Origin of the sequence: Streptomyces sp. WG5, assembly GCF_049974565.1 — a bacterium.
Taxonomy (GTDB): domain Bacteria; phylum Actinomycetota; class Actinomycetes; order Streptomycetales; family Streptomycetaceae; genus Streptomyces.
On sequence record NZ_JBNGGC010000007.1, the window covers coordinates 109,318 to 127,636 of the forward strand.

Below are 18,319 nucleotides of genomic sequence, written 5' to 3' on the forward strand. Positions count from 1 at the left end.
TGTGTCTCCTGTCCGTCCGCCGTCTTTCCGTTCCGCGTCTTTCCCGTTCCGCGTCTTTCCCGTTCCAGGTCTTTCCGGTGCGGCGTCCTGCCGTCTCACCATCGCGCGGCTGCGCCCGTCGCGCCCGTCGCGCCGTGCGGCCGTTCGGCGCGGTGTGGTCATGCCCCCCGTCGTCCCCGGGTCCGCCGGCCCGGCCCGGGGCCGTCCCGTGCGGCCGGCACCGTGTCCCACGCACCATGGACCGACGGCGCGCGGGCCAGCCCGACACTGCCCAGCCCGATCAGCGCCATGCCGGTCAGCTCGGGCAGCACCCGCACCCCGAGGGCGATCTGTTCGCCGAACAGGGCCCAGCCCAGGGCGACGCTGGTCAGTGCGTCGCCGAGGGTCAGCGCCGGCTGCGACGCCGCGAGGGTCCCCGCCCGCAACGCGCTCTGCAGCAGCAGGAAGCTGATCACCCCGACCGCCGCCGTGGCGTACGGCGGCCACTGGGTCAGGACGGCGCCCACCCCCTGGGGGAGCCGCCCGGTGACCTCCTTCAGCAGTCCCGCCGTCCCGCCGAACGCCACCGCGGACGCCGATCCGAACAGCGCGGCACGAGGCGCGCCCCGTACCAGGGTGCCGATCGACGCCAGGGCCGTCACCACGACGAACAGCGCGAGGCCCGCCCAGCCCCACCGGCCCGGCGTCGCGGTGTCGTGGCCGGCCGACGGCGCCGCGGCCCCCAGAAACAGCGCCAGCCCCACGGCCAGGGCCACGAACGCCAGCCAGGTCCGCAGGTCCGGCCGCCGGTGGAAGATCACGCTGCCGACCATCAGGGTGAACAGCAGCTCACTGGCCATCAGCGGCTGGACGACGGCCAGACTGCCCACCGCCAGCGCGGCCGCCTGCAGCACGGTCGTCAGCGCGAGCAGCGCCGCGCCGCCCACCCAGTACGGGTCGCGCACCAGCCGCAGCAGCGAGCGGACCACCGTGTGGACGGCGCCCGCCCGGCCCTCGTCCTGCGCCGCGGCCCGGCGCTGCAGCACCGACGCCGCCGCGTTGGACAGCGCCGCGAACAGGGCCAGGACGACGGTGAGAACACTCACCGCCGCGCGCTCCCGCTCATCCGGAGTTCATCCGAACCGCGCCGCCAGCCGCCGGTACAGTCCCGGAGCCGCGCCCCGCACCCGGCACGGCAGTCGCAGCCAGCCGGGTACGTAGACCTCGTCCCGGCCCCGCATCACCGCGGTCCGCACCGCGTCGGCCACGCGCTCGGCGGGCACCGGACGCGGCCTGGACCGGAGGTAGGGGGCGCCGCGGCGCTCGAAGAACGGTGTGTCGACGACACCGGGCACCACATGCGTGACGCCCACGCCGGTGCCCCGCAGCTCGTAGCGCAGGGCGTCCGCGAAGGCGCCGACCGCGGCCTTGGCGGCGGAGTACACGGCCTCCTCGCGCACCGCCACGCTGCCCGCCAGCGAGCCGACGAGCACCACCCGTCCCGACCCCGCCTCGACCATGCCCGGCAGCAGCAGCCGCACCAGCCGCAGCGTGGCCAGCACATTGATGTCGAACACCTCGTCGATGGTGTGCGGCGGCATGTCCAGGAACTCCCCGGCCCAGCCGACCCCGGCACCCGCCACCAGCAGTTCCACCGGTCCGACCGTGGACCGCGCGAAGTCGGCGAGCTGCCGGTCGGCACCGGGCAGCGTGAGGTCCGCGGCGAAGGCGGTGGCCGACGCCTCCTCGGCGACCTCGCGCAGCCGGGCCGGGTCACGCCCGCTGAGCACCAGCCGCCAGCCGCCCTCGTCGCTCAGCCGGCGGGCCACGGCCGCGCCGATGCCGGAGGAGGCCCCCGTCACGAGCGCCGTGCGCGTCCGCGGGCCCCGGCCCCCGGCGGGCTCCCGCCGGGGCCTGGCGTGGTCCGCGTCGGGCGCGACGACCTGCGGTCCCGGAGCGGAGCGGGGGCGGGAGAAGGCATGGACCATGGGCACCACCTTGACTCGGGGCGGAACCGGGGAAGCGACCGACCAGGTGGTCGGGCTCCGGCGTCCGGCCGGACGGGCGGTCAACGGAGTATCCCTGATACGGCGTCCGAAACGCCCGTGTATGCGGTGGTTTGGAATGCGGCGGCCGGGCAACTAGGACCGCCGTGCATCCTCGCAGCTCATCAACGCCCCGCCGACCCGCCGGCCCGCACGCCCCACGGGACGGCAGACGGCTGCTGGTGGTCAGCGCGAGCATGGGCGCCGGGCACGACACGGTCGCCGCCGAACTGGTCCGCCGGGCCCGGGAACGAGGTGACGACGCCTTCGTCGTCGACGTCCTCGCACTGCTCCCGTACGGTCTGGGCGGTGCGCTGCGGCACTTCTACCGCGGGTCGGTACGCCACTTCCCCTGGGCCTACGCCCTCCTGTACCGCCTGTTCCTGCGCCCCGGCGCCGGGCACCGCCCCGGCGCCACGCCCCTGGCCCGGCTCGCCGGCGGCCGGCTGCGCGAGCTGGCCGAGCGCACCGGCGCGGACGTGGTCGTCCCCGTCTTCCACCTCGGCGCCCAGCTCACCGGCCACCTCCGGGCCCGGGGCCTGCTGTCCGTGCCCAGCGTCGTCCTCGTGATCGACTTCGCCGTCCACCGCCAGTGGCTCCACCCCGGCAACGACCACTGCCTGTGCCTCACGGAGGACGCGGCGCGCGAGGTGCGGGAGAGCACCGGTACCTCCGCGTGGACGTGCGGTCCGATCGTGGCCCCGGAGTTCTTCGCCGGATCTCCCGACGCGTCCGCAGCGGCCGAGTGGCGGGGGCTGTTCGACCGTCTCGGTCCCGGACGGCCCGCCGTGGTGCTGTCCGCAGGCGCCTGGGGAGTGGGCTCGCGCCTGAACGCCACCGTCCGGCTCCTCACGGACCACGGTCTCCTCCCGGTCGCGCTCTGCGGGGACAACGAACGGCTGCGCCGCGAACTGTCCGGCACACCCGGCGTACTCGCGCTGGGCTGGGTGACGGACATGCCCGGCCTGATGCACGCCGCCCGCGCCCTGGTCGACAACGCCGCCGGCCAGACCGCGGTGCAGGCGCTCGCCGCCGGACTGCCGGTCGTGGGGTACCGCCCGATACCCGGCCACGGCGCCGACGGTGTCCGGCGGATGGCCGCGCTCGGCGTGTCGGACGTCGCCGAGGACGAGACCGCGCTGCTCGGCGCACTGGGGCGGCTCATCGCCCCGGGGCCGGCCCGGCGGGAGCGGATCGCCGCGGGGCACGCCCTGTTCAGGGACGACGCCATGACCCGGGTGGCCTCCGTCGCCGACGCCCGGCGCGCCCGCCGGTGAGACCACGCCCGTTTCCCGGCCCGGGCGGAGGGCACCCGGGCCCGGAGCGAGAACCGGCGGAAGGAGGCGACGCCGTGCGGCTCGACGAATTCCTGACCCTGGTCCGCGACCGCGGCGAGTACCACAGCGAGGAGGAGGCCGAGCAGGTCAGCACGGCCGTCCTGTGGGTGGTCGCGTCCCGCATCGACCCGGAGGAGGCCGCGGGACTGGCCTCGGACCTGCCGGCGCCCCTGGACGACGTGCTGCGCCTGGAACGCGGGCGTCCCGAGTCCTTCGGCCGCGAGGAGTTCCTGCGGCGCGTGGCGCAGCAGACCGGCGCCCGGCCGCGCACCGCGGAGTGGGACGCGGGTGCCGTCCTCTCCACCCTCACCGAGGCGGTGCCCGGCGAACGGGTCGACCATCTCCTGGCCGGCCTGCCCCCGGACTGCGCCGACCTCTTCGGCGGACCGGCACCGCACTGACAGCGGCTCGCGCAGGTGTGGGAGACGGGAGGAAGCGGGCACCCGGCCCCCGGCGAAGAAGCGGCCCCGCACAGGAGGCATTCATGACGGACGGCGAGCAGCGCCCCGGCGAAGGCTACGGCGAAGACGACGAGACCCCCCTCGGGGGATACGCGACGCTCGCGACGACCTTCGCGGCGACAGCCGCGGTGTTCGCCGCGACCGCGCGGCACCGGGGGCTGCGACTCCCCGACACCGTCCCGCCCTGGGACGTGGCCCTGCTGGGGACGGCGACGTTCAAGGCGTCCCGGCTGCTGACCAAGGACAAGGTCACCAGCTTCCTGCGGGCGCCGTTCACCCACCGCGAGCGTGACAGCAACGCGGACGAGGTGATGGACGCGCCGCGCGGCAGCGGCCTGCGCCGCGCCGTCGGCGACCTGGTGTCCTGCCCGTTCTGCACCTCGGCCTGGGTGGCCGGAGGACTCGTCGGCACCTACGCCGTCGCGCCCCGGGCCGCGCGGCTGCTGTGCGCGGGCCTGAGCGCCGTGGTGCTGTCGGACTGGCTGCAGTACGCGTGGAGCGTGACGGAGCAGAAGGCCGAGGGGTGAGCGGCCGAGGGGCGAGCGTCAGTCGCGCTCCGCGCGTTCCGCCCGCTCCGCGCGCTCGGCGTGCAGCTTCTTCACACGGGCCGCCTCCTTGCGGACGTCGGCCTGGACGGCCTGCTCGCGTTCCAGCCACTCGGGGCGCTCCTGCTTGAGCGCCTCGATCTGCTCCGTGGTGAGCGGCTCCGTGACTCCGCCCCGGTGCAGTCCCGCGATGGAGACACCGAGCTTGGCGGCCACCACCGGCCGCGGGTGCGGACCGTCGCGCCGCAGGTCGCGCAGCCACTCGGGCGGATCGGCCTGGAGCGTGTTCAGCTCGGCGCGCGTGACGACGCCCTCCCGGAACTCGGCGGGTGTGGCCTCGAGGTACACACCCAGCTTCTTCGCCGCGGTCGCGGGCTTCATGGTCTGGGTGTTCTGGTGCGACGTCATGGTGTCAAGGGTATCGAGCGTCCGCACGACCGCCGACCACGCCCGGTGACCGAGGCCGCCGGCCGTGCCCGGTGGCCGCCGTCGCCGACCACGCCCGGTAACCTGGCCGGGTGACAGGCTCGGAAGAACCCCCCGTGTTCCGGCTCGCGTACGTCCCGGGGGTGACGCCCGACAAATGGGTGCGCATCTGGAACGAGCGGCTGCCCGGCGTCCCGCTGTCCCTGACCCAGGTCACCGCCGCCGAGGCGGGTGGCTCGCTGCTGCGCGGCGACGCCGACGCCGGGCTGGTGCGGCTGCCCGTGGACCGCACCGCCCTCAGCGCGATCCCGCTCTACACCGAGACCACGGTCGTGGTCGTCCCCAAGGACCACCTCGTCACCGCGGCCGACGAGGTGACCGTCGAGGACCTGGCCGACGAGATCGTGCTGCACCCCCTGGACGACGTCCTCGGCTGGGAGCGGCCGCCGGGCCGGCCCGCGCTCGAGCGTCCGGCCACGACGGCGGACGCCGTCGAGCTGGTGGCCGCCGGGATCGGGGTGCTGCTCGTGCCCCTGTCGCTGGCGCGCCTGCACCACCGCAAGGACCTCACGTACCGGACGGTCACGGACGCCCCCGAGTCGAGCGTGGCGCTGTCCTGGCCCGAGGACGCGCACACGGACCGGGTGGAGGACTTCATCGGCATCGTCCGGGGCCGGACCGTCAACAGCACCCGCGGCCGGCAGTCCGCGCCGGCGAACGGCGAGCGCACCGACACGGCGTCCGCGCGGCGTAAGCCGGCGGCCGGGAAGCAGACCGGCGGCGATCGTCGCGGCGCCGGCGGCAGCACCAGGAGCGGCGCCCGGACCGGAAGCAAGGGCGGCACCAGGACCGGCGGCAAGGGCGGCGGCATCAAGGGCGGCAGGCGCGGCAAGCCCCGCCGCGGTTGACGCGGCAGCCGCCCTTCGGGTCAGCGGACCGTCGGGCTGGGGGACGGCGCCGAGGTGTCGACCTCCAGCCCGGGTGGTGCGGTGAGGGAGAGCACCGGCTCACCCCGCTGCGGCGCCGGCGGCGTGAGCTGAACCCCGGGCAGGTCCGGCGGGGCCGACTGCTGGAGGTTGACCTGGTCGAAGTTGACCAGGCCGGTCTTCTCCAGCACGGTGATGTGGTCCAGCACGGTGTCGTTGGCCTGGTCGGCCAGTTGCCGCACCAGGCTGTTCCTGGTGTTGGCGCGGACCTCGGCGATGGCCGGGAAGATCTGGCCGTGCGTGATGCGCATGATGTTGACCGCGGTGGTGTCGAACTGCCTGCCCGTGGTCCCGTCCACGGTGGACACGAACTGCTGCTGCTGTGGGGACGCCCGGTTGGGCAGGGTGATGCCCAGCTCGGGCGCGATCCTGCGGCAGGTCGCGTCGAGCCGGGCGTGCCCGACGACCAGGTGCTCGCCGGCCTCCTTCATCTCCGGCGTCGTCCCCCGCTCGATGGCCATGAGCCCCAGCGGGTGTTCCCACAGCCCGGCGGCACGGACCTTCACCACGAAGTCCCGGTCGGCCTCGGTGAGCGGCCCGAACACCGTGTTGGTGACGACACGCTCCTGGCTGCCGGCGGTGTTCCGCACTCCGAGCACGGCCGGGTAGGCGAGCGCGGTGAGGGTGAGGACCAGGGCACCGGCCACGAAGGCGGTCCCTGCCGTGGTGCGCGTGACGCGCATCGTGCCTCCTGGGACGAAGACGGGCTCGGACACCAGGAGGTACGGACGCGGGCCGCGAACCGATCACTTCCGCGGGTGAAAACTCGCGACCGTCAGTCCGCGTACGACGCCCTCCGCGCGGTCCGCACCACCCGCTCGCCGTCGTCGGTCCCGAGCAGCCCGGCCCCCACCCACGCGTCCACCGTGGACCGCACGTGTGCCAGCAGCGCGCCCTTGCCGCGGAACGGCGCCGCCGCCCAGATCTCGTCGAGCAGAGTGGTGCCGTCGTCCTTCGCCGGGTTGGCGACGCCCGAGTCGGTGCCACCGAGGACCACCCGGGGTTCCGCGCGCCGGAACCAGGCGTGAGCCGGGTCCTCGGTCCCCTCGGCGAACGGGGCCCACTCGGTGCCGTCCAGCGTGTAGTGGAGCGGCTTGCCGGACACGGGGGTGAGCGTGGGCAGCAGGTCGCCCGAGAGCCCCGCGTCGCGGTAGAGCCCGCACTCCAGGAGGTCCGTGGACGGATCGCGGCCGACCAGGTTGACCGGGCCGTAGAACAGGGCCTGCAACGACGGGTCGTCGAGGGCCTTCTCCACCCGCAGCCGGAAGGGCACACGGATCCGCACCGTGTCGCCCCGGTGCCAGGTCCGCGACACGGTGAAGTAGCTTCCCGGGGCCGGAGTCCCCGGTACGGCACGGCCGTTCACGGTGACCCGGAACCCCGCGGTGGCCCAGGACGGCACCCGCAGCCGCAGCGCGAAGGAGGCGTCGGCCCCGCCGATGGTGAGCGTGCTGCCCTGCTCCTCGGGGTAGTCCGTGGTCTGGGTGACGGTGACGCCCCGCTCGGCCCAGGTGAGGGTGGACCGGCTGTAGAGGTTGACGTACAGGGCGCTGCCGTCGGCCGCGGCGAAGTACACGGAGTCCTGGTACTTGGTGGCGCTCTCCATCCCGGTGCCCTCGCAGCAGGTCGTCCCCTGCTTGGGCGTGTAGTCGCGGACGTGGCCGGGTGTCAGCCCGACGAAGTAGGTGACGAGCGGCTTCTCCGCGTCCGGCTTGTCCTGCTTGGAGCCGAGCACCTGGTTGTACAGGGCCCGCTCGTAGTAGTCCATGTACGCCGGGTCCTGGTCGTGGAAGAACAGCGTCCGGCTCAGCTTGAGCAGGTTGTACGCGCAGCAGGTCTCGGCCGTGGTGGCACCGACGGTGCCCGCGATCACGTCCCGCGCCTTCCAGAACTCGCCGGTGCTGGTGCCGCCGATGGCGTACATGCGGTGCGGTACGACCATGCCCCAGAAGTTCTTCGCGGCGGTGAGGTAGCGCTCCTCGCCCGTCTCGTCGTACAGCCGCACCAGGCCGGTGAAGATCGGTATGTGCTGGTTGGCGTGCAGGCCGTCGAGGACGTCGGTGTCCGCGGCGCAGGCGTCGATCAGCCGGTCGAGGTCGAACAGCCTGGCCAGCGCGAGGTGGTCCGCCTCACCGGTGACCGCGTGCAGATCGCAGATCGCCTCGACGATGCCGCCGAACTCCCCGCTGGAGAAGATCCCCCACATCCGCTGCAGGGTGGCCGCGGGCAGTGCGGACAACCGCGCGTACATCCAGTCGCACAAGCCGGACGCGAGGTCCAGCGCCCGGTCGTCGCCGGTGGCGAGGTGGGCGTCCAGCAGACCCTTGAGGATCTTGTGCGCCGTGTAGTACGGCGCCCAGACCTCGGTGTAGTCACTGCCGGTCATCGACTCCAGCCGGATGAACTGCGTCTCCGGGTACGCGGCGAGGAAGCCGGGATGGCTGGGCCCGCCCCAGGTGCGGCGGAGCGTGGCCGTCAGACCCCGGCCGGAGGCGTCCGCGAACGACCCGCCGTCCCTCTCGTCGAAGGCGTACGACGCGAGGTCGCCCCGGCCCGCCGGGGTCCCGGCGGCCCGGCTGTCCCGCAACGCGCCGATCTCGGCGGCGCTCAGGGCGCGTGACCAGATGTTGAACTCCTCGAAGGCGCCCGCGAAGACGGGGTCGGCGGGGTAGTGCGAGCGGCCGAGCCAGTGGTGGGCGAGGGGGCCGAGCACCGCCGGGGTCACGGTCATGGCCGTGTTCCGGGCCACGGCGACGCCGTCGACGTAGAGGGTGCCGGTGCCGTCCGCGAGGGTCACGGCCAGGTGGCTCCACTCGTCCAGGGGCAGCGCGGCCGTGCCGTCGAGGCCCTGCTCGCCCGCCGCGCCGCTGCCGGTGATGGCGAAGCGCGGCACGCCGTCGGCGTTGCGGGCGGCGAGGTAGAGGTAGCGGTTGGTGTCGTCACCGAAGTCGAGGACGCGGGCCCAGGCGCCGTCGTGGGTGGGCTTCACCCAGGCGGCCAGCGTGATCGCCGGGGTGTCGCCGAGGACACCGGCGGGGAGGTCGACGTACTGGTGGGAGCCGCGCACGTTCTCGGCGGCGGTGCCGAAGCGGCCCCGCGTGCTCAGCACGGCGGGGTCATGGCGCAGGGCCTCGCGCACCTCGGTCAGCGCGCCGACCATGGTGTCGATCCGCTCGGCGAAGACCCGTTCCCCGGTGCTGCGGTACGCCTGGGACAGCACGGTCAGGAAGTGACCGGTGTAGTGACCGCGGAGGTTGCCGTTGGCCTCGCCGTCCAGTCCCTCCCAGCCGCCGGGGGCGACGGCGCCGAGGGTGGAGAGACCGGCGTTGGCGCGGAAGACCTGGAGCAGCCGGTTCACGTCGTAGCCGCGGGCGTGGTCCAGCATCAGCCGCCGCTTGTCGGCGAAGACGCCCGGGCCGAGGGTCACGTCCTCCAGTCCGAACGGCCGTACGGACCAGGCCGCCGGTGCCGCGGGGCCGGCGAGCGCGGCCGGTGCCTGCGGCGCCGCGCCGGGCCGGCCGCCCGCCGCGTACGAGACCGCGGGCGTTCCCGCGGCGATCGCCGTGGCCAGCAGAAGGGTCCGCCGGGAGAGGGGCGCTGCCATGTGCTCCTCGTTTCTTCGGTTCGGATGTCTTCGGTTCGACATATCGAATACCGTTCGAAGGGTCGCCCAGAAGATAGGCAAGGGGCCCAGGAGCGTCAACGGTACTGACGAGTACGGTCAGGCCCGCCGTGCCGTCCGTACGAGCCAGTCGTACGCCGCCCGCGCGGTGAACTCGTCCTGACCGCCGCGCACCAGCAGACCGGCGGCGGCGAACTCCGGAGCGTCGGCCTGTGCCGCGACGTACGGGATCGCGATGCAGCGCATTCCGGCCGCGTGCGCGGCGGCGGCTCCGGGAACGGCGTCCTCCAGGACCACGCAGTCGGCCGGGGCCGCCCCGAGCCGCCGCGCCGCCTCCAGGAAGACGTCCGGTGCGGGCTTGCCCTGCGCGACCTCGTCGGCCGAGACGACCGTGCGCAGCTGCGCGTCCAGCCCGGTACGGGACAGGATCGCCGCGATGGCCTCGGGCGACGAACCCGACGCCACCGCCAGGGGCACGCCCTCGTCCGCCAGCAGCTCGACGAACTTCTGCATCTCCGGGTAGGCGCGCGCGGACGTGCGGGCCAGCTCCAGATAGTGGCGGTTCTTGACGGCGAGCAGTTCCTCCACGGGGGCGCGCAGCCCGTACCGCCGTTTCCAGTCGGCGACCGTCTCCTGGGTGCTGATGCCCACGTATCCCTCGTGGTCGGCCCACGTGAAGTCGGGTACGCCGAAGGCGGCGAGGGTCTGCCGGCCCGCCTCGTAGTAGTTCGGCTCGCTGTCCACGAGCGTTCCGTCGAGATCGAAGATGACCGAGATGCCGCCGAGAGTGCTCATGGGGTACAGGATGCCAAGGACTCGGCGGTCACTTCCGCGCCGTGCGTCCGATCGACTCCACCAGGGGCAGCAGCCGGTGCGGGACGCGCTCGCGCAGCGCCACCTCGCTGCGGGTGCGGACCACTCCCGGCAGGCTGATCAGCTTCTGGACCACGTCCTCCAGGTGCGCGTTGTCGCGGGCCACGACCCGGGTGAGCAGGTCGCCGCCGCCCGTGATGGAGAAGGCCTCCACGATCTCCGGTACGGCCGCCAGCGCCTCGCCCACCTCGTCCAGGTGGCCCTGGGTGACCTCGATGTGCACGAACGCGAGCACCGGGTGGCCCAGCGCGGCGGGGGAGAGGGACGGAGCCGTGCCGGTGATCACGCCGTCCCGCTCCAGGCGGTCGAGCCGGGCCTGGAGCGTGCCGCGGGCGATCCCGAGGAGTCGGGCGTACTCCCGCACGCTGGTGCGCGGCTGCTCCAGCAGCAGCCGCAGGATGCGGGTGTCGAGCGCGTCGACGGCCATGGGCGTCCGGGTCCTCTCGTCGGCCATTGGCTCCTCGATGGCCGTAGGAATGCCGTGGAAACTGTACCAATGGCGCACTCCCGAACGAGCCTGTTGAGCCACTGGTGCCGGAGATGCTCCTATAGAAGGGTCGATGGCGCTGCGGATCCCGCGGCGCCTTTTTCATGCCCGTGGCTTCGGGCCGGTGGGCGCCAGTTCGTGAGGGGGCGGTAATCAGTGCTGAAGAGGGTGTTCGTGAGCCCGGACCCGGGACGGTCGCGGTTGCGGTTCGCCGCGCGGGGCGTGCTCGGCATCGGGCTGGCCGTCGTCGTGTGCGGCGTGGCCGGTACGTCTCTCGTGGGCGCCGTCATCGGTGGGCTCGCCGCGCTGCTCGCGCTGTTCACCGTCACCGACGCCACCGTGCGGGGGCAGGCGGTCACCACCGCGCTGCTTCCGGTGGCCGGACTGCCCGTGCTGACCGCGGCGGCCGCGCTGCACGACCACCCCGTGGCCAGGGACCTCACCTTCCTCGCCGTCGTCGGCGCGGGCGTGTACGCGCGCCGCTGGGGCCCGCGCGGGCACAGCCTCGGCGTGTTCGCCTTCATGACCTTCTTCATCGCGCAGTTCCTGCACGCGACCACGGACCGGCTGCCCGAGATGTACGCCGCCGTCCTGCTGTCCGTGGCCGCCGCCGCGGCGGTGCGCTTCGGCCTGTGGTGCTACGAGCGCCGCCTGCCCCCGCCTGCCGTGCCCGCGCCGCCCGCCGCCACCGGACTCGCCCGCATCAGCACCCGCCAGGCCGTCCAGGCCACCGCGGGCGCCGGCTTCGCCCTGGTCGTGGGCCAGCTCGTGTCCGAGGAGCGCTGGTACTGGGCCGTCGGCGCCACCTGGTGGGTGTTCGTCAACACCACCTCGCGCGGCGAGACCCTGGTCCGCGGCTTCCGCCGGGTCCTCGGCACCGTCGTCGGCGTCGGCCTCGGCTTCCTGATCGCCTTCCCGCTGGCCGGATCCGCGCTGCCCACGGCCGTCCTCGCCGCGGCCTGCGTCTTCGGCATCTTCTACACCGCCGCGGTCTCCTACACCTGGATGATGCTCTGCGTGACGCTGCTCGCCGAGCTGCTCTACGGCCTCCTGGACTTCCTCAGCCCGGGCCTGCTCGCCCTGCGGCTCGCCGAGACCGGCGTGGGGGCGCTCGGCGCGGCCCTCGCCGTGCTCTTCGTCCTGCCCGTCACCACGCACGCCGTCACCGACGCCTGGATCCAGCGCGCCCTGCGCTGCGTCCACGCCTGCACCGGCGAGGCGGCCGCCCGCCTCGCCGGAAACGAGGGCGCGGACCCGGCGCCGCGCGTGGCCGAACTGGAACAGCTGCTGGGCCGGGTGCGGCTGTCGGTCGCCCCGCTCGTGCACCCGCTGAACCCGATGTACGGCCGCAGGCGCCGCGCCCGCCGCGTGCTCTCCCTGCTCGACGACTGCGCCCGGGAGATCCGGGGTCTGGTCGCCGTCGCGGCCGACCCGGAGGCCTCGCACGACGCCCGGCTGGCGGCCGCCTGCTGGCGCGTCGAGAGCGCGGTCGAGGCGCTCACCGGTGGTGGCGCCGTCCCCGCGCACGAGGACGGTCCGCGCGCCGCCGAGCCCGCGTTGGCCCACCTCCACGGCCTGGAACGCGCCCTGGCCGACCTCGCCGCGCCCCTGCGTACCCCCTCCGGCTCGCCGCTCGTCGGAGCCTGAGCCCTCCGGTCCCGCGTCGCCCGTTTGGTCTGGACCGCAGCTGATCGACTGCTACCGTCGCCCCGGGGCGGACGAATCAGTCGGCCCCCGACGAGGCGCGGGACGGCGCGGGACGAGAGGGAGCAGCGGTGGCAGACGGCGGCAGGCGGCAGCGGCGGGCGTTCATCGGTTCGTTCACGGCGGCCGGCGGCCCCGGCATCGTGACGGCGGCCGTCGCACCCGGCAGTGGCGCGCTCACGGTCCTCAGCGGCACCGACCGCGTACCCGACCCCTCCTACCTGGCCCTGGCCGCCGGCGGCGACATGCTCTACGCCGTCAGCGAGACGGCCGAGGGCGCGGTGGCCGCCCTCCGGGTGACGGGGGACAAACCCGAGCCCGTCGGGCGGCCGGTGCCCGTGGGGGGCGACGGGCCGACCCACCTCAGTCTGTACGCCGGGCACGTCCTGACCGCCAACTACGGCTCCGGCAGCGTCACCGCCGTACCCCTGCGCCCCGACGGCGGCCTCGCCCGGTCCGCGTCCGGCGTCCTGCGGCACACCGGCTCGGGCCCGCACGCCCAGCGCCAGCAGGGGCCGCACGCCCACCAGGTGCGGCCCGACCCGAGCGGGCGGTGGGCCGTCAGCGTGGACCTCGGCACCGACTCGGTGCGGGTCTGCACCCTGACGGGCGGCTCCCTCGCCGTGCACCGGGAGATCGCGCTGCGCCCCGGCTCGGGCCCGCGCCACCTCGCCTTCCATCCGGACGGCTCCCGCGCCTACGTGGTCAACGAACTGGCGCCCACCGTCACCGTCTGCCGCTGGGACGCCGCCGACGGCGTGCTGCAGCCCCTCGCCGAGGTGCCGGTGCTGCCCGGGGCCCCGTCCGGCGACGCCTATCCGTCCGGAGTCGTCGTCTCGCCCGACGGCCGGTTCGTGTGGACGGCGACCCGCGGCGAGGACGTCCTGTCCGTGTTCGTCGTGGAGCCGGACGGGCTGCGGCTGTTCGGGACCGTGCCCTGCGGCGGGCACTGGCCGCGGGAGATCGCCGAGTCGGACGGCTTCCTGTACGCGGCCAACGAGCGCTCCGGAGACGTGACCTGGTTCGCGCTCGACCCGGAGACCGGCGTACCCCGGCGCACCGGCTCACTCGCGGTACCGGCGGCGTCCTGCGTGGTCTTCGGCTGACCGGCGCGGCGGTCCGCCGTCGCGCCCCGCGCCGTGCGGTGGCCCGTACGCGCGCCGCACGGCTCGCCCCGTCCACCCGTACGGCACGACGACGGGCCGTGCCCCGCACAGGCCGGCGCCTCGCCCATGGGCGCACGGCGCGGGTCCGCACGACTCCGCCGGTCGTCCCCGGCGGCCGTACGGCACGGCGAAGGGCCCGCTCCAGTACGTGAGCGGGCCCTTTCGGCCGGGCTTGCGGGGCGCGGGCGCCCGTGGGTCAGCGGACCGGTGCGCCCTGCGGCTGCTGCGGCGAGATGCCGAGCGCGGTCGTGTACTTGGCCAGTGCGAGCTTGCCGATCGCCGGGTACGGACCGAGCGGCTCGGCGGTGGAGCAGCCCACCTCCTCGGCGGCCTCCTCCAGCAGGGACGCCTCGATCTCCGGGCCGATCAGGTACGGCGCGAGCGCCAGCTGCTGCGAACCCGAGGAACGCAGCTGCTCGGCCACGGACGCGATCGATCCCTCCTCGTCCAGCGCCGCCGCCATCACCGGCACGGCGAGGCGCGCGGCGAGCAGCATGCCGGTGATCCCGGCCGCCTGGACCGCCTCGTCACCGCCGACGGAGGCCAGGATGATGCCGTCCGCGGCGGTCGCCACGGTGAACAGACGGGCGCGGTCGGCGCGGGCCAGGCCGGCCTCGGAGAGCCGCACGTGCAGCGCCTCGGCCAGCAGCGGGTGCGGGCCGAGCACGTCGGTCAGCTCGGCCGCGATCCGGCTGTCCATGACGGCCTGCCGGATCCGGCGCAGCAGCGCGCCGTCCGGGCCGGCGAGCAGCGGTACGACGACGGCGACGGGGCCCTCGGGCTCCTTCACCTCCAGGCCGGCGGCGCGCGCCTGCTCGTAGCGGGCGGTGCGCTCCTCGGCGGCCCGCACGAGGACGGCCGACAGGGAGGGGAACTCCTCGTCGTCCCCGTCGAGGTGGCCGATCCGGGCGTCGAGGCCGGGCAGCTCGGACCGGGCGATGCTGATGACCTCGTCGGCGAGGCCTCGGGTGGCGCTACTGGGCGTCCCCGGCACCGCGAGGACGAGCGCCGGCGCGCCCTCGGGAGCCACCAGGGGTTCGGGACGGCGGTGCCGTCCGGGCTGGCGGGGGCGCGGCATTCGTACGGGCAGGCCGGACGCGGGCCCAGTGGGGGAGCTCATGGCGCCGCATGTTACTGGTTTCCTGGGTTTCCCTGTTCGGGGAGGGTGCAGGTGAGCGGTATCCGTCCGGTTTTGTCTGATGAGTGATGTACGGATCGGCCGACATCGGCACTATTCACCTCGCCGGCGGACCGTTTGCCGGCCGTCCGGCACCGTCGTCACCCAGAGCAGTCCGTCGTCGCTCGGAAGGGCGAGCGAGCCGGCCGCCAGGTCGGTCGCGATCCGCACCGAACCGTGCAGCGGATCCCCCTCGGCGGTCGTCCGTCGTGCGTGCGGCAGCCGCTTCGCCAGCTCCTCCTCCAGCGGTACGACGAAGGCGTCGCCCATCTTCAGCAGACCACCGGTGACCGCGAGGCGGGGCTCGCCACCGGACGGGCACACGGCGGCGGCCGAGTCGGCCAGGTGCCGTGCGGCGGCCCGCAGGACGTCCGCGGCGACGGGGTCGCCGGCCGCGCAGGCGGCCACCTCGGGAGCGAAGGAGGCGAGGACGGCGGGACGGTCCGTACGCGGATACAGCTGCCCGGGCAGCTGTGCCACCGGGCCGAAACGCTCCTCGGCCCGGGCGAGCAGCAGGGCCGAGCCGCCCGGTCGCCCGTCGTGGGCCCGCAGCGCGGCCTCCAGCCCGGCCCGCCCGATCCAGGCGCCCCCGCCGCAGTCGCCCAGCAGATGGCCCCAGCCGTCCGCCCGGCGCCAGCGGGTGAGGTCGGTGCCGGTCGCGACCAGACCGGTGCCCGCGGCGACCACGGCTCCGGGCCGGGGCCCGAGGGCGCCGACGTAGGCGGTGACGGCGTCGGCGACCAGGGCGACCGTCCGCGCGCCCAGCTCGCGGGCGAGCGCGCCCGGGAGTTCGGCGCGCAGGGCGTCGCCCAGGGTGGCCAGTCCGGCGGCCCCGACGACGACCGTGCCGAGCCGGGTCACACCGGTCTCGGCGGTCAGCTCCCTGGCCATCGGCAGCAGCTGCGCGAGCAGATGCGCGGGATCGATGCCGCGGGAACCGGTGCGGACCGGTTCCCGCGACGCACGCCGCCCGAGCCCGTCCGGGCCGCGTCCGCCGCCTCCCGCCGCGCCGACGACGACGCGCAGCCCCGAACCGCCGGAGTCCACGGCCAGGAAGCCGCCGCTCACGACAGGCCCCGGTGGTCACGGCCCTGGAGGACGAGGCACCGCCTCGTCGCGGGGGCGGGAGTCGCGGGGGCCGGGTACCGGCGACGACGGGCCGGCAGGGTGTGATGACTTTGGCGGAGCGGCTCGACTGATGGATTCGACAGACTCCCCGCCTCCCCGTGACCGACTGCGGCGGTCCCGCGGTCCCCTGGACCGGCTTGACGACCTCGACCTGGAGGAAGAGTAGCGCTGAGGGGGCGTCCGCGGGGCAGGAGCTCCGGCGTTTGTGCGGGGACCGGGTGTCTGCCAGTAGAGTGACGCGCCGTGGCACCACGACCCTTGCATGAACTTGTCGAAGCAGGCTGGGCGAAGGCTCTGGAACCTGCGGCTGAACGCATCGCCGCGATGGGAGGCTTCCTGCGGGCGGAGGTAGCGGCCGGCCGGACGTACCTGCCGTCGGGGGCCAACGTCCTGCGGGCCTTCCAGCAGCCGTTCGACGACGTCCGCGTCCTGATCGTCGGTCAGGACCCCTACCCCACCCCGGGGATGGCGATCGGGCTGAGCTTCGCGGTGGCGCCCGAGGTGCGCTCCCTGCCGGGCAGCCTGGAGAACATCTTCCGGGAACTGCATACGGACCTGGGACTGCCCCGGCCGTCCAGCGGAGACCTGACACCGTGGACCCAGCAGGGGGTGCTGCTGCTCAACAGGGCGTTGACGACGGCGCCGCGCAAGCCGGCCGCGCACCGGGGCAAGGGCTGGGAAGAGGTCACCGAGCAGGCGATCCGAGCGCTCGTGGCCCGCGGCACGCCGCTGGTGTCCATCCTGTGGGGCCGTGACGCGCGTAATCTGCGGCCTCTGCTCGGGGACCTCCCGGCGGTCGAGTCCGCCCACCCGTCGCCGATGTCGGCGGACCGCGGCTTCTTCGGCTCCCGTCCGTTCAGCAGGGCCAACGACCTGCTGGTCCGGCAGGGCGCCCAGCCGGTGGACTGGCGACTTCCGTAGCTCCGCCCTTCAGGAGTTCCTAGCCTCCCCGGTGGCCGGCGCCGCGCACGCCCGGCGCGAGACGTGCGCGACCCGGCGCTACCGCCGCCCCAGCTCCGTCAGGCACATCGCCAGGGGAATGCCGGGCCGCCCGAGTGCCTCGCCGTAGTGCCGCAGGACCGCGTTCTCCCGGGCGAGTTCGATCGCCGGCGCCCCGGCGGCCCGGCGCCGGGCGGTCAGCTGGGCACAGATCTCGGTACGCCGGCGGACCAGTTCGATGATGGCCGCGTCCAACTCCACGACATCTGCGTGCAGGCCGTCGGCGATGCCGTCCATGGCCCTGGGCATGGGCGAGTGCCTTTCCGTGCGAGGTCGATGAGGGCGGCCGCCTCGCCGCGGCGGCGGGAGGCGTGCCGAGTGAGGGTCACGCCGGGGGGTCAGCGGCGTCCGGTCACCAGCAGAGTGGGGTGAACCAGGTAGTAGCCCGGTTCGTCGACCACGTACTCCGGACGTCCGGGGGTCAGCAGGTCCTCGGCCCGTGCGATGTCCTCCTTGCTCATCCCGGCATCCTCCCCGCGTGCCCGGGCGGCAGCCAGCAGTTCGGGCCACACGACCCTTTCCAGGTAGGGACGGACCGTCGGGTCGGCGTCCGCGGGGAAGCCGACCCGGGGCAGGACGTGCAGCCGCACGTCCCGCAGGCCGGCCGCGGTCATCCAGTGCACGTGCCGCGCATAGTGGTCCGGACCGTCGGCGGGGATCCCCCAGTTCAGCTCCGAAGCGGTGAGCAGCCGCCGCTCCAGGCGGGTGTGCCCGGGAAGGAACGTCGAGCTGTAGTAGTTGCTCGTGAAGAGCGCGAGCACGCCGTCCGGTGACAGGGCCCCGGCCAGCCGCGCGACTGCCGCCGCGGGGTCCTCGACGTTCCCCGGCCAGATGACGTCGCTCGCCCAGATCGCGTCGAAACGGTCGTCCCCGGAGGCCCTTGCGGCGACCTCGTCCAGGTCCGCGGTCTCGGTGTGCACCTGGTCGAGGACGCCTGCCTCCTTCGCGTGCTCGCGGGCCAGCGCGAGCGCGCCCTCGTTGCGGTCCACGCCCAGGACACGGGCCCGGCCGCCGGCGGCACGGGCGAGAGCGACCAGACCGCCTCCCGCGCCCGTGCCCACGTCGAGGACGCGGCGCCGGCCTTCCAGGCCGAGCAGGCCGACGGCCTGCTCGACGACCGGTGCCATGAACGCCCGGTTGGTCTTCAGATACGTCGTCAGCATTGCCTCGTCGACATCCACCATGCCGAGCAGCTTAATTGGTAATCATTTTCATGTAAACCTAGTTGGGAACGATTATGATTTCCATATGCTGGTGGCCGAGGCGCCACGGTCAGGGGCGTGAGCCGGCCGAAGCCGAGGCTTCCGGCTGCCCGACGCGCTCGCTCGGGCGCCCCTTCGCTGTGCCCAGGTCGGGACAGGCCTGTGCCTGGCACCCGTCTCTT

At 74.3% G+C, this 18,319-nt stretch carries 18 protein-coding genes; 7 read left to right on the top strand and 11 right to left on the bottom strand.

Going from position 1 to position 18,319, the window contains the following annotated elements:
* Positions 1-158: 158 nt before the first annotated feature.
* Together ACP4IX_RS09350 and ACP4IX_RS09355 are read right to left on the bottom strand one after the other, a co-directional pair.
* Positions 159-1,085 carry a DMT family transporter gene (locus ACP4IX_RS09350; protein WP_426518220.1) on the bottom strand — a complete coding sequence of 309 codons (927 nt, stop codon included), beginning with the start codon at positions 1,083-1,085 and terminating at the stop codon, positions 159-161.
* Between the two features lie 27 nt (positions 1,086-1,112).
* Positions 1,113-1,967, bottom strand: a complete 855-nt coding sequence (locus tag ACP4IX_RS09355; RefSeq protein WP_426518218.1) for an SDR family NAD(P)-dependent oxidoreductase — start codon at positions 1,965-1,967, stop codon at positions 1,113-1,115.
* A 254-nt stretch (positions 1,968-2,221) separates the two neighbouring features.
* Here ACP4IX_RS09355 and ACP4IX_RS09360 point away from each other — a divergent pair, with 254 nt between their 5' ends.
* From ACP4IX_RS09360 to ACP4IX_RS09370, 3 genes are all read left to right on the top strand, one after another.
* Positions 2,222-3,301: an MGDG synthase family glycosyltransferase gene (locus ACP4IX_RS09360; protein ID WP_426555283.1), complete on the top strand. Its 1,080-nt coding sequence runs from the start codon at positions 2,222-2,224 to the stop codon at positions 3,299-3,301.
* 74 nt (positions 3,302-3,375) lie between these two features.
* Positions 3,376-3,762 carry a DUF2267 domain-containing protein gene (locus ACP4IX_RS09365; protein WP_426555229.1) on the top strand — a complete coding sequence of 129 codons (387 nt, stop codon included), beginning with the start codon at positions 3,376-3,378 and terminating at the stop codon, positions 3,760-3,762.
* Positions 3,763-3,845: 83 nt separating this feature from the next.
* Positions 3,846-4,349 (top strand): DUF1360 domain-containing protein, encoded by a 504-nt coding sequence (locus ACP4IX_RS09370; RefSeq protein WP_426555230.1) that lies wholly within the window; start codon positions 3,846-3,848, stop codon positions 4,347-4,349.
* Positions 4,350-4,367: 18 nt separating this feature from the next.
* On the opposite strand, the gene ACP4IX_RS09375 is transcribed toward ACP4IX_RS09370, so the two are convergent.
* Complete coding sequence (locus tag ACP4IX_RS09375) at positions 4,368-4,775, bottom strand: DUF5997 family protein (RefSeq protein WP_426518212.1); 408 nt, start codon at positions 4,773-4,775, stop codon at positions 4,368-4,370.
* A 110-nt stretch (positions 4,776-4,885) separates the two neighbouring features.
* Between ACP4IX_RS09375 and ACP4IX_RS09380 the strand changes: the two genes are divergently transcribed.
* A complete protein-coding gene (locus tag ACP4IX_RS09380) occupies positions 4,886-5,701 on the top strand; it encodes a LysR family substrate-binding domain-containing protein (protein WP_426555231.1) in 816 nt (271 codons plus the stop codon).
* A 20-nt stretch (positions 5,702-5,721) separates the two neighbouring features.
* On the opposite strand, the gene ACP4IX_RS09385 is transcribed toward ACP4IX_RS09380, so the two are convergent.
* The 4 genes from ACP4IX_RS09385 to ACP4IX_RS09400 all read right to left on the bottom strand — a co-directional run bounded on the left by ACP4IX_RS09385 (position 5,722) and on the right by ACP4IX_RS09400 (position 10,701).
* Positions 5,722-6,462, bottom strand: coding sequence for a DUF4142 domain-containing protein (locus ACP4IX_RS09385; RefSeq protein WP_426555232.1), 741 nt, complete (start codon positions 6,460-6,462; stop codon positions 5,722-5,724).
* A 92-nt stretch (positions 6,463-6,554) separates the two neighbouring features.
* The gene (locus ACP4IX_RS09390; protein ID WP_426555233.1) at positions 6,555-9,383 is read right to left on the bottom strand and encodes a beta-L-arabinofuranosidase domain-containing protein; all 2,829 of its coding nucleotides are present in this window, start codon (positions 9,381-9,383) and stop codon (positions 6,555-6,557) included.
* Between the two features lie 117 nt (positions 9,384-9,500).
* Positions 9,501-10,196: an HAD family hydrolase gene (locus tag ACP4IX_RS09395; RefSeq protein WP_426555234.1), complete on the bottom strand. Its 696-nt coding sequence runs from the start codon at positions 10,194-10,196 to the stop codon at positions 9,501-9,503.
* Positions 10,197-10,224: 28 nt separating this feature from the next.
* On the bottom strand, positions 10,225-10,701 hold the full coding sequence (locus tag ACP4IX_RS09400; RefSeq protein WP_426555284.1) for an Lrp/AsnC family transcriptional regulator: 477 nt from the start codon (positions 10,699-10,701) through the stop codon (positions 10,225-10,227).
* A gap of 216 nt (positions 10,702-10,917) precedes the next feature.
* Between ACP4IX_RS09400 and ACP4IX_RS09405 the strand changes: the two genes are divergently transcribed.
* Positions 10,918-12,408, top strand: a complete 1,491-nt coding sequence (locus ACP4IX_RS09405) for an FUSC family protein (protein WP_426518202.1) — start codon at positions 10,918-10,920, stop codon at positions 12,406-12,408.
* Positions 12,409-12,536: 128 nt separating this feature from the next.
* The gene (locus tag ACP4IX_RS09410) at positions 12,537-13,571 is read left to right on the top strand and encodes a lactonase family protein (protein WP_426518200.1); all 1,035 of its coding nucleotides are present in this window, start codon (positions 12,537-12,539) and stop codon (positions 13,569-13,571) included.
* A 256-nt stretch (positions 13,572-13,827) separates the two neighbouring features.
* Here ACP4IX_RS09410 and ACP4IX_RS09415 read toward each other — a convergent pair whose 3' ends face one another.
* Both ACP4IX_RS09415 and ACP4IX_RS09420 read right to left on the bottom strand, forming a co-directional pair.
* Positions 13,828-14,751: a sirohydrochlorin chelatase gene (locus ACP4IX_RS09415; protein WP_426518198.1), complete on the bottom strand. Its 924-nt coding sequence runs from the start codon at positions 14,749-14,751 to the stop codon at positions 13,828-13,830.
* Between the two features lie 111 nt (positions 14,752-14,862).
* Positions 14,863-15,876 (bottom strand): N-acetylglucosamine kinase, encoded by a 1,014-nt coding sequence (locus ACP4IX_RS09420; RefSeq protein WP_426555235.1) that lies wholly within the window; start codon positions 15,874-15,876, stop codon positions 14,863-14,865.
* Positions 15,877-16,179: 303 nt separating this feature from the next.
* Here ACP4IX_RS09420 and ACP4IX_RS09425 point away from each other — a divergent pair, with 303 nt between their 5' ends.
* Positions 16,180-16,857 (top strand): uracil-DNA glycosylase, encoded by a 678-nt coding sequence (locus tag ACP4IX_RS09425; protein ID WP_426518194.1) that lies wholly within the window; start codon positions 16,180-16,182, stop codon positions 16,855-16,857.
* A 78-nt stretch (positions 16,858-16,935) separates the two neighbouring features.
* On the opposite strand, the gene ACP4IX_RS09430 is transcribed toward ACP4IX_RS09425, so the two are convergent.
* Positions 16,936-17,184: a chorismate mutase gene (locus tag ACP4IX_RS09430; protein WP_426518192.1), complete on the bottom strand. Its 249-nt coding sequence runs from the start codon at positions 17,182-17,184 to the stop codon at positions 16,936-16,938.
* Positions 17,185-17,273: 89 nt separating this feature from the next.
* The gene (locus tag ACP4IX_RS09435; RefSeq protein ID WP_426555236.1) at positions 17,274-18,119 is read right to left on the bottom strand and encodes a class I SAM-dependent methyltransferase; all 846 of its coding nucleotides are present in this window, start codon (positions 18,117-18,119) and stop codon (positions 17,274-17,276) included.
* Between the last annotated feature and the right edge of the window lie 200 nt (positions 18,120-18,319).